The organism is Actinomadura bangladeshensis (assembly GCF_004348335.1).
Classification (GTDB): Bacteria; Actinomycetota; Actinomycetes; order Streptosporangiales; family Streptosporangiaceae; genus Spirillospora; species Spirillospora bangladeshensis.
Map to the genome: position 1 here is coordinate 1 of NZ_SMJW01000281.1, position 9,864 is coordinate 9,864.

Sequence of the window (9,864 nt, forward strand, 5' to 3'; positions counted from 1 at the left end):
AGGTGGGGTGGTGCTGAGGGACGTGCGGCGGCGGGTGCGGGATTCGTAGCGGCGTGACTGGGTGGTCCAGGAATGTCCGTCCCAGTAGCGTTCGTGGCCCATCCACTCTGGATCTGGGTACCACCCAGGTGGTGTGCTCACCGGAACCCGCCTCCCGTCAGGGTCGGCTCAAAGGCTTGCGCACGAGGCGACAGGGAGTCAACGGGATCGTTAAAGCTTGGGGGTGAAGGGGCGGCGGTGGGCGGGGTCGTCGGGGTCGGCGAGGCCGCGCAGGGCCGTCTCGACGAGCTCGACGGCGTGCAGGACGGCGACGAGGCGGGCGCCCTCACGGCGGTAGGCGTCCATAACGGACTCGACGCCGTGCGGCGGGACGAGGTCGCCGAGGTCGACGCGGGCGGTGCGGAAGCCCTCGCGGGCCGCCTCCACGGACGCGGCCACATGCTGGCGGGCCATCCGGGCGAGCGCGATCGGGTAGCGGCGCAGGACCCCGTAGCGGCGGTACTCGGGCGGGACGAGCTCGAGCAGCCAGCCGAGGGCGGTGTCCTCGAAGCGGTCGGTGCCCGGTGGGTGCACCTGCGAGGGCCAGCCGGGCGGGACGTAGGTGCTCACGAGGGCAGGATAACGTGTATTCGAACCTATGTTCGAGACAAATCGGACACTATTCGTCCGGCGGGGTGCGCCGGATCCGGATCTTGCCGGAGTCCAGGTCGTCGCGCGTGCTGCCGTCCCCGGCCTGCTCGTGGTCGTCCTGCCGCAGCACCTTCTGCCGCTGCTGCTCCTCGACCTTGACCTTCTTGGAGCCCTCGAACGCGGACGCCAGGTCCTCGAACAGGCCGCCGCCGGAGCTCGCGCCGGTCTCTCCGTCGCCGCGGATGGCCCCCATCAGGGACGACTTGCCCGTCCCCTCGCGGGGCCACTCGACGATCTCCGTTTCGGCCGCCTCCGGGCGGTTGCCCATCGGACGGCCCTTGACGCGCTTGCGGCGTCGAAAGGGTGATTTCACACAGGCTCCAACGCGATGAGTCTCCGGATTGATCCCGGTGGGCGGTCAGCGGGCGGTCAGCGTTCAGGTTGTGAACGACCATCGGGTGGGAGAGCCGGTGAAATCTCCCTGCCGGAGCCCGAACACCGACTGCGGGCGCACCGCGACGGTCGCGTTCACCTCGGGGTCCAGGAAGTCGACACGATAGCGGGTGGCGTACTTGGAGTTGACCAGGTCGATGAACCGCTGGAGGTCCTCGGTGTCGGTGAGGATCTCGGCCCGCCCCTCGATGACCACGGGGTTCTCGGCCTCCTCGGTGGTCACCACCACCTGCGGGTTCGCCCGCAGGTTCACCATCTTGCGGGACGGGACGGCGCTGCTGAACAGCAGTGCCTCGCCCGACCACGCGCCCCAGACGGGCATGGCGTGCGGGCGCCCGTCCGGCCGCACCGTGCACACCCAGAAGTTGCGGGCGGCGCGCAGCCGCTCCACGGCCCACGACCACGGCAGCAGCCCGCTCCCCTCGTCGGGCCCCTGGATGCCGTAGCCGGGCATGTACGGGCGTTCCGCCTTGGGCTCCTCAGGCTCGGCTTCCGCGGCGGCGCCGGTGGCCGACATGGCGTTCTCCTCTCCGTCGTGCGCTGTCCCGTCCATATCGTTACAGACCGCGGGGCCCCGGGGTAACGCTCGGTGGCTCGTTGGGAGCGGCTCGGCGCGGTAGCCTGCGGGACGTGCGCCTATCCCATGTCATCACGGTTCTGGAGGAGCTGTACCCGCCCGCGTGGGCGGAGTCCTGGGACGCCGTCGGCCTCGTCTGCGGAGACCCCGACCAGGAGGTCGGAAGGGTCCTGTTCGCCGTCGACCCCGTCGCGGCCGTCATCGACGAGGCGCTGGAGTGGGGGGCCGGCCTGGTGGTCACGCACCATCCGCTGCTGCTGCGCGGGGTGCACTCGGTCGCCGCCACCACGCCGAAGGGGCGGCTGATCCACCGGATGATCACGAACGGGATCGCGCTGCACACCGCGCACACCAACGCCGACCGGGCCGATCCCGGCGTCTCGGACGCCCTGGCGCGGGCGGTCGGCCTCACCGGCGAGCTGCGTCCGATGGTCCCCGCCGCGGACGACCCGCGCCGCGGGCTCGGCCGGATCGGGGAACTGGACGCGCCGCTCACGCTGCGGGAGTTCACCGAGCGGGCCGCCGCCGGGCTGCCGTCCACGGCCTGGGGCGTGCGGGCCGCCGGGGACCCCGAGGCGCTCGTCCGCACCGTCGCGGTCTGCGGCGGCGCCGGCGACTCCCTCCTCGACACCGCGCGCGCCGCCGGTGTCGACGCCTACCTCACCGCCGACCTGCGGCACCACCCCGCGTCGGAGTTCGCCGAGCACGGCGGACCCGCCCTGGTGGACGCCTCGCACTGGGCGACCGAATGGCCGTGGCTGGCCGACGCCGAGCGCCGGCTGGCCGCGTCCTCGCCGGAAGCGGGCATGTTGGAGACCCGGGTGTCCACGCTCGTCACCGACGCGTGGCGCCTCCACGCAGAAGGAGCATTGTGAAAGCCGCACCGCAAGCCCAGCTTCGCCTGATCGACCTGCAGGACCTCGACAGCTCGCTGGACCGGCTGGCGCACCGCCGCCGCACGCTGCCCGAGCTGGCGGAGATCGAGCGGCTGGAGGGACGCCTCACCGAGCTGCGCGACGCGATCGTGGCGGCCGAGACCGCGGTCGGCGACCTGCAGCGGGAGCAGAAGAAGGCCGAGCAGGACGTCGACCAGGTCCGCACCCGCGCCGACCGCGACCAGAAGCGGCTCGACTCGGGGCAGGTGACGTCCGCGAAGGACCTGTCCAGCCTGCAGGCGGAGATCGAGTCGCTGCAGCGCCGCCAGTCCGACCTGGAGGAGGTCGTGCTGGAGATCATGGAGCGGACGGAGGAGGCCGAGGGCCGGGTCGCCGCGCTGCGCGCCGACCAGTCCGCCGCGCGGGAGGAGCTGGCCGGGCTCACCGAGCGCCGCGACACCGTCCAGCGGGAGATCGACGAGGAGGCGGGGACGACCAGCACCGCCCGCACCGCCGTCGCCAAGGACGTCCCGGACGACCTGCTCGCCCTCTACGAGAAGCTGCGCGGCCAGTTCGGCGGCGTGGGCGCGGCGAAGCTGTTCCGGGGCGCGTGCCAGGGCTGCCACCTGGCGCTGAACACCGTCGACCTGAACAACATCCGGGCCGCCGCCGAGGACGAGGTCGTCCGGTGCGAGGAGTGCCGCCGCATCCTCGTCCGCACGCCCGAGTCGGGCCTGTGAGCGCAGTTGCCGGGGGGCGTCGGGGCAAGGGCGCGAGTTCCCGGAAGCTGGTCGTCGAGGCGGACGGGGGCTCGCGCGGCAACCCCGGCCCGGCCGGGTACGGGGCCCTCGTCCGGGACGCGCTGACCGGGGAGGTCCTCGCCGAGGTCGCCGAGTCGATCGGGCACGCCACCAACAACGTGGCCGAGTACCGCGGGCTGATCGCCGGGCTGGCGGCCGCCGCCGGGATCGACCCGTCCGCGCGCGTCGAGGTCCGGATGGACTCCAAGCTCGTCGTGGAGCAGATGTCCGGCCGCTGGAAGATCAAGCACCCGGACATGATCCCGCTGGCGCTGGAGGCGCGGGAGCTCGCGTCCGGGCTGGGCTCGGTGACCTACGGCTGGATCCCGCGCAACCGGAACGCGCACGCCGACCGGCTCGCCAACGAGGCGATGGACGCCGCCGCGCGCGGCGAGCACTGGACCCGCAAGGTCGAGGAGGCGCCGGGCGAGCCGGAACCGCCGCCGCGCCCGCCGTCGTCCGCCCCGATGACCACGGTCCTGCTGCGGCACGGCGAGACGCCCCTGTCGATCGAGAAGCGCTTCGCCGGGATCGGCGACATCCCGCTCACCCCGGCCGGCGTCGCCCAGGCCCGCGCCGCCGCCCTCGCCCTGAAGGACCGCGGGCTCGACGCGATCGTCACCTCGCCCCTCGTTCGCTGCCGCGACACGGCCGCCGAGGTCGCCGCCGTCACCGGCCTGGACGTCCGGGTCGAGGACGGCTTCCGCGAAACGGACTTCGGTGAGTGGGAGGGCCTCACGTTCGCCGAGGCGGGCAAGGGCTGGCCCGCCGAGATGAAGTCCTGGCTCGCCGACCCCGAGGCCGCGCCGCCGGGCGGGGAGAGCTTCGCGCAGGTGTCGCGGCGCGTCCGCACGGCCCTGGACAAGCTCAAGGTCCGCTACCGCGAGCAGACGGTCCTGGTGGTGTCGCACGTGACGCCGATCAAGCTTCTGATCAAGGACGCCCTGGGCGCGCCCATGTCGTCCCTCTACCGGATGCACCTGGACGTGGCGGCGCTGTCGTCCATCGACTGGTACGCCGACGGCCCCGCGACCCTCCGCTCCTTCAACGAGTGTCTCAAGATCTAGAACTTACCGTGAAGAGATGAATACATGGTGTTACATTGCTGAGGTGAAGCTGGTGATGCAGGTGAAACTGCTGCCGACGCCTGAGCAGGCGGCGGCGCTAGACGCGACTCTGCACACCTGCAACTCCCTGGCCAATCGGGTATCAGCCGTGGCGTATGAGAAAAGGGTGTTCTCCCGCGCCGGGGTGCAAAAGCTCGTCTATGCGGACTTGAAGGCGGCCGGGTTGTCGGCGCAGCCGGCGCTGCACGTGATCCGTAAGACCGCCGATGCCTACACCACGCTGCACGCACAAATCGACGCCGGTCTGCTTGGTGGGCAACGGTCCCGGCGCCGTCGCCAGGCCGAGTCCAAACCCGTCATGTTCCGGCCCGACGCCGCCCAACCATATGACGACCGCTGCCTGTCCTGGCAGATGGACGCGCGCACCGTGTCGATCTGGACCACAGCGGGCCGGGTGCAGGGCATCGCGTTCACCGGCAAGCCGTCCCAACTGAAGACCCTGGCTGAGTACCGCAAGGGCGAGTCGGACCTGGTGTTCCGAGGCGGCGTGTGGTTCCTGTATACCACCTGCGAGATTCCGGAGGCCGACCAGTTCGATCCGGTCGACTGGATCGGCGTGGACCGGGGGATCGTGAACCTGGCCACCACCTGCGACGGCACCAATCACCAGGGCAAGTCCCTGAACAAGTACCGACGGGCGCAGGCGCGGCGGCGCGCCGAGCTGCAAAAGAAGAAGGCCGCCGGGTCCCGCTCGGCGGCTCGCCGCCTGACACGGCGCAAGGCCCGGGAGGGTCGCCACGCCGCGAACATAAACCATGCCATAGCCAACAAGATCGTGGCCGATGCCCAACGCACCGGACGCGGGATCGCGCTGGAAGAACTCAGTGGGATCCGTGACCGGGTACGGCTCAGGCGGTACCAGCGGGCCACGCTCTCCACCTGGCCGTTCCACCAACTCGGCACCGCCATCGCCTACAAGGCCCGGCGGGCCGAGGTGCCGTTCCTGGAGGTCGACCCGGCCTACACTTGGCAGACCTGCCCGCGCTGCGGGCACGTCGCACGCGGCAACCGTCCCAGCCGGGACCACTTCTGCTGTCGTCGGTGCGGGCTCGCTGGCTCCGCCGATCACATCGCCGCCGTGAACGTCCGCCAGCGGGCGCGCACGGCGTGGGTATTCGTCAGCATGCCCGACCCGCCCCTCGCACAGAGGGCAGGTGATGCGACCCCAGCGCGGCAGCCGGCAGCGACGGGGAGCGCAACAAAGCGTGAACGACCGAGCTGCAAGCTCGGCCCTTCACGGCCGAGAAGCTGACCGACGTCCACCACCCCCGGCACTCGATACTCCTCCTCACCGAGGAACAAGTGGCCTGCGCGACCCGCTAACCTTGACGTACGGCGGACGAGCCGGCCGGGCGGCCGCGTCGGGGAGCGATCCCCGTCGAGGAAAGTCCGGGCTCCACAGGGCAGGGTGGTCGGTAACGCCGACCCGGGGCGACCCGCGGGACAGTGCCACAGAAAGCAAACCGCCACCGCCTCGCGCGGTGGTAAGGGTGAAACGGTGAGGTAAGAGCTCACCAGCGCCCACGGTGACGTGGGCGGCTCGGTAAACCCCACCCGGAGCAAGGTCAAGAAGGGGCCCCGCAAGAGGCCCCGCGCAGGTGCCTGAGGGCGGCCCGCCCGAGCCTGCGGGTAGACCGCTGGAGGCCGCCGGCAACGGCGGCCCGAGATGGATGGCCGTCACCCGCCGCCCCGCAAGGGACGGCGGCCACAGAACCCGGCTTACAGGCCGACTCGTCCGCCCCCCTTCGGCCGGTGCCGTGACGATGGGTGCTCGCGCCCAGGCGAGGGCCATGACCATGGTGGCGCCGGGATGCGCGGCCGCGGCGAAAGACTGCTCCCCGCTGCCGATGGCCTGGCCGGTGACGAAGTCCGCTGAGTCACGGGACTCTTCGGTAGCGGGTCACCGGACACAGAAGGGGCGGGACCGGGCGCTTACCGTCCTGAGCAAGAGCTGATCGCCTTGATCGGTGACGGCGGCGGGACCGGGGTGCTGGGTCCCGTGGGAAAGGAGCGCCGATGTTCATCATCGTGTTCGTGGCCCTCGCGGTGGTCGGGCTGCTGGCCGGCCTCGTGTACCTCTGGGACTTCTCGCGCGCCAGCCGGCGCGACGCGCTGTTCCTGCCGGCGCAGGACCGGGGCGCGCGCCGCGCGCGCCGCGTGACGGGGATGTACGTGCGGGACTACCGCAGCGACGAGGAGCTGGTGGGCCGCTGACCCGGCTCCGGTGGACCGGGGGTCGCCGGTCCGCCGGGACACGGGAATGGGGCGCCGACCCCGCACCGGGGTCCGCGGTCGGCGCCGAGGCGTGCGGGTCGTCCGGGCGGGGGGACGGCCCGCACCCTCTCAGGTGAGGGTGCGGGTGTTCGGGATCTCGTCCGGCACGCGGGCGAACGTCCCGTTGGCGCGGTCGAGGACCTCGACCGTCGCGGTCGAGATGTCCAGGTAGAGGCCGACCAGCTCGATGTCGCCGGACTCGACCCGCTCCTGCAGCCACGGGTAGGTCAGCAGGTTGTCGAGCTGCTGCATCACGTTGATCTTGCAGAGCCGGGTGAGGGGCGGTTCGTCCCAGCCGTCCGGGTCGGTGGACAGGAAGCGCGCGAGGCTGTGGTTGCCGTGCCGGAGCCAGCGCGACAGGCCGGTCAGGTGCTCCACCTCGGTGCCGCCCGCGAGCAGCGCCGCCATCGCGCCGCAGTTGGAGTGGCCGCAGATGGTGATCGTCTTGATGTCGAGGACGTTGGTGGCGTACTCGACGGTGGCGGAGACCGAGTCGTCCGGCGTCCGGGAGCCGTGCCGGGGCACGAGGGCCCCCACGTTCCGGTTGATGAACAGGTCGCCGGGACCGCTCGCGGTGATGATGTTGGGGACGACGCGGGAGTCCACGCACGTGATGAACAGGTGCTGCGGCTTCTGCTTCATCGCCAGCTCGGACATGATCGGCCGGACGAGGCGGGCCGTGCTGCCGTGGTACTCGCGGATGCCGTTCAGGAGCACGTCGGCCGGGGAGGTCTCCGGTGCGTCGAGCTCGGCCTCGGGTCGGCGCCGCCGGTTCTCCCACGGGGCCCACCAGCGGGCGGGCGGAGCGGCTTTGCCTGGCTGAGTCATGTCACCTGTCACGGCTCTTTCATACCAAGTCTCGTGAACCTCGTCGATGTCGACCCTCCCCCCTTGGCGCTCGTGGGCGATGCGCCACTGGTGGATCGCGTCGAAAGCGGCGTGGTCCATGAAGTCGACGTTGAGGTCCAGATCGACCCCGCAGCCGGCCGGGATCTCCCGCAGCGCCCGCGTCACCCGGGGGACGCCGAGGAAGGTGAACGTCCCCTCGACGACCACGTGCCGGCGGGGCGGGGCGGGCCCGTCGCCCGGCACGGGCACGAGCTCCTCCGTCCGGACCGACAGCCGCGTCAGCCGGCGCAGCGCCATCACCGCCATGATCGCGATGCCGACCAGGACGCCCTCGCCGAGGCCCAGCAGCACGACGCCGGCGAGGGTGCCGTAGTAGGCGGGGGCCTCCCGGTGGTGCCGCAGGTCCCGGACGCGGGCGGGGTCGGTCAGCCGGACGCCCAGCACGATCAGCAGCGCCGCGAGCGCCGACAGCGGGACCCGCTCGATGAGCGGCGCGCAGGCCAGCGCGAGGACGAGCACCCAGACGCCGTGCAGGACGGGGGACAGCCGGGTGCGGCCGCCGGCGTCCACATTCGCGGTGCTGCGCACGATCACGCCCGCCACCGGCAGCCCGCCGAGCAGGCCGGACACGGCGTTCGCGGCGCCCTGTGCGCGCAGCTCCCGGTCCAGGTCGGCGGGCGGCACCCCGGCCGGCCGGATGCGGTCGACCGCCACGCTGCACAGCAGGGACGCCACGGCGGCCACGAGCGCGACGGACACGACCGCCCCCGCGACCCCGAGCGGAGGTCCGTGCGGCAGGACGGGCGCGGACCAGCCGCCGAGCGGCGAGTCCGGCAGGTCGACGCGCGGCACCGGCAGGGCGAGGGCCCAGGCGGCGGTGGTCGCGGCGGCGACGGCGGGCAGCGGGCCGGGGACCAGCCGCAGCCGGCCGCCGCGCGGCAGCCGGGACCAGCCCAGCAGGATCAGGACGGTCAGCCCGCCCAGCAGCGCCGTCGGCAGGTCCGGGCGGGCGAGCTGGCCGGGCAGTTCCCGCAGGTTGGCGACCGCGGACTGCTGCGGGCTGCCGCCGAGGACGACGTGCACCTCCGCGAGGACGATGACGGCGCCGACGCCGGCGAGCATGCCGTGCACGACGGCGGGGGAGACGGCGAGGGCGGCCCGCGCGATCCGGCCGGCGCCGAGGGCGAGCTGGACCAGCCCGCCGAGCATGGTGATCGTGCAGGTGGCGCGCCATCCGTAGGTCTGGACGAGTTCGGCGACGAGCACGGTGAGGCCCGCCGCGGGCCCGCTCACCTGGAGCGGGGAGCCGCCGAGCAGCCCGGCGACGATCCCGCCGGCGACCGCGGCGACCAGCCCGGCGGCGACCGGCGCGCCGGACGCGACCGCGATCCCCAGCGACAGCGGTACGGCGACGAGGAAGACGACGAACGACGCGAGCAGATCCCGTCGCACAATGGACACGTTGCGTGGCTTTGAAGTCACACACCGTATATAAGCATGATTAACCGCGGCTTCGCGGTACGCGCGGGCCCGACACGGCGAGGGCCCGCCGGATCGGAATCCGGCGGGCCCTCGGTCGTGCGCGTGCGCGTCTAGCGGCGGTAGTTCTCCCAGTCGTCGGCGGGCTGGCGGTTGCCGTAGTGGTCGCCGTCGTTCTGCTGCCCGCCCTGCTGGCCGCCCGGGTAGCCGCCCTGCTGCTGCGAGCCGCCGTAGTAGCCGGAGCCGTACGCCTGGGTCGCGTTCGGGTCGGGGTAGCCGCCCTGCGCGCCCGGGTCGTGCGGTGCGGCCAGCGGGTCGCCGGGGCCGTTGTAGCTGCTGCCGCTGAAGTCGCCGTAGACGCCGCCGGAGCCGGAGCCGCCGTAGGAGTCGTGGCCGCCGCCGAGCGGGTCCTCGTAGCGGCTGGACTCGCCGTAGGCGGGGGCGGTCGGGTAGCCGTCGTTCTGCGGCTGGCCCTGCCCGTAGCCGGACGTCCCGCCGAGGCCGGAGTCGTAGCCCGCACCGGACCCGAGCCCGGAGTCGTAGCCGCCGCCCTGCCCGCCGGACGGCCACGGGCCGGTGTTGCCCGTGCTCGCGGGCGGCGCGGCCGTCCCGTAGGGGCCGGTGCCGAGCGGGTCGCCGAGCGGGTCGTTCAGGGAGCCGCCGCCGTAGGAGCCGCCCGGGTCGGACGAGGACGGCCCGCCCGACGAGCGCTGCCGGTCGGACTGGATGCGCTGGAGCAGTTCGTCCACCGTCGGGAGCTTGTGGCCGTCGGTGTCGGACCCGCCGCCGGAGCCGGCGTG

General features: G+C 72.7%; 10 protein-coding genes, 1 other RNA gene and 1 pseudogene. 6 read left to right on the plus strand and 6 right to left on the minus strand.

Features of this window, described 5'->3' with window-relative positions:
* The 4 genes from E1284_RS44160 to E1284_RS34470 all read right to left on the minus strand — a co-directional run.
* A partial coding sequence (locus E1284_RS44160; protein WP_424923523.1) for a DUF2510 domain-containing protein occupies nt 1-141 on the minus strand: 141 nt, incomplete at its 3' end.
* A 69-nt stretch (nt 142-210) separates the two neighbouring features.
* Nucleotides 211-609: a hypothetical protein gene (locus tag E1284_RS34460; protein WP_131944352.1), complete on the minus strand. Its 399-nt coding sequence runs from the start codon at nt 607-609 to the stop codon at nt 211-213.
* Between the two features lie 49 nt (nt 610-658).
* Complete coding sequence (locus tag E1284_RS34465) at nt 659-958, minus strand: DUF6191 domain-containing protein (protein ID WP_243714923.1); 300 nt, start codon at nt 956-958, stop codon at nt 659-661.
* Between the two features lie 108 nt (nt 959-1,066).
* Nucleotides 1,067-1,600: a pyridoxamine 5'-phosphate oxidase family protein gene (locus tag E1284_RS34470; RefSeq protein WP_131944354.1), complete on the minus strand. Its 534-nt coding sequence runs from the start codon at nt 1,598-1,600 to the stop codon at nt 1,067-1,069.
* Between the two features lie 113 nt (nt 1,601-1,713).
* On the opposite strand from E1284_RS34470, the gene E1284_RS34475 reads away from it, so the two are divergent.
* The 6 genes from E1284_RS34475 to E1284_RS34495 all read left to right on the plus strand — a co-directional run bounded on the left by E1284_RS34475 (nt 1,714) and on the right by E1284_RS34495 (nt 6,676).
* The gene (locus E1284_RS34475) at nt 1,714-2,535 is read left to right on the plus strand and encodes a Nif3-like dinuclear metal center hexameric protein (RefSeq protein WP_131944355.1); all 822 of its coding nucleotides are present in this window, start codon (nt 1,714-1,716) and stop codon (nt 2,533-2,535) included.
* Nucleotides 2,532-3,275 (plus strand): zinc ribbon domain-containing protein, encoded by a 744-nt coding sequence (locus E1284_RS42700; RefSeq protein ID WP_207924114.1) that lies wholly within the window; start codon nt 2,532-2,534, stop codon nt 3,273-3,275. Before E1284_RS34475 ends, E1284_RS42700 begins: the two co-directional genes overlap by 4 nt.
* Complete coding sequence (locus E1284_RS34480) at nt 3,272-4,402, plus strand: bifunctional RNase H/acid phosphatase (protein WP_207924115.1); 1,131 nt, start codon at nt 3,272-3,274, stop codon at nt 4,400-4,402. Before E1284_RS42700 ends, E1284_RS34480 begins: the two co-directional genes overlap by 4 nt.
* A gap of 43 nt (nt 4,403-4,445) precedes the next feature.
* Nucleotides 4,446-5,714, plus strand: coding sequence for an RNA-guided endonuclease InsQ/TnpB family protein (locus E1284_RS34485; RefSeq protein ID WP_243714924.1), 1,269 nt, complete (start codon nt 4,446-4,448; stop codon nt 5,712-5,714).
* A gap of 88 nt (nt 5,715-5,802) precedes the next feature.
* Nucleotides 5,803-6,200, plus strand: an RNA gene (gene rnpB, locus E1284_RS34490) — RNase P RNA component class A.
* 278 nt (nt 6,201-6,478) lie between these two features.
* Nucleotides 6,479-6,676, plus strand: a complete 198-nt coding sequence (locus E1284_RS34495; protein ID WP_131944357.1) for a hypothetical protein — start codon at nt 6,479-6,481, stop codon at nt 6,674-6,676.
* A gap of 129 nt (nt 6,677-6,805) precedes the next feature.
* On the opposite strand, the gene E1284_RS34500 is transcribed toward E1284_RS34495, so the two are convergent.
* Together E1284_RS34500 and E1284_RS34505 are read right to left on the minus strand one after the other, a co-directional pair.
* The gene (locus E1284_RS34500; RefSeq protein ID WP_243714925.1) at nt 6,806-9,037 is read right to left on the minus strand and encodes a bifunctional SulP family inorganic anion transporter/carbonic anhydrase; all 2,232 of its coding nucleotides are present in this window, start codon (nt 9,035-9,037) and stop codon (nt 6,806-6,808) included.
* A 140-nt stretch (nt 9,038-9,177) separates the two neighbouring features.
* Nucleotides 9,178-9,864, minus strand: a pseudogene (locus E1284_RS34505) (hypothetical protein); the annotation flags it as partial.

What these genes read in the sequence shown, in the direction of transcription:
- E1284_RS34465 (WP_243714923.1), bottom strand. Translation starts at nt 958, where the DNA reads ATGGGCAACCGCCCGGAGGCGGCCGAAACGGAGATCGTCGAGTGGCCC.
- E1284_RS34470 (WP_131944354.1), bottom strand. Translation starts at nt 1,600, where the DNA reads ATGTCGGCCACCGGCGCCGCCGCGGAAGCCGAGCCTGAGGAGCCCAAG.
- E1284_RS34495 (WP_131944357.1), top strand. Translation starts at nt 6,479, where the DNA reads ATGTTCATCATCGTGTTCGTGGCCCTCGCGGTGGTCGGGCTGCTGGCC.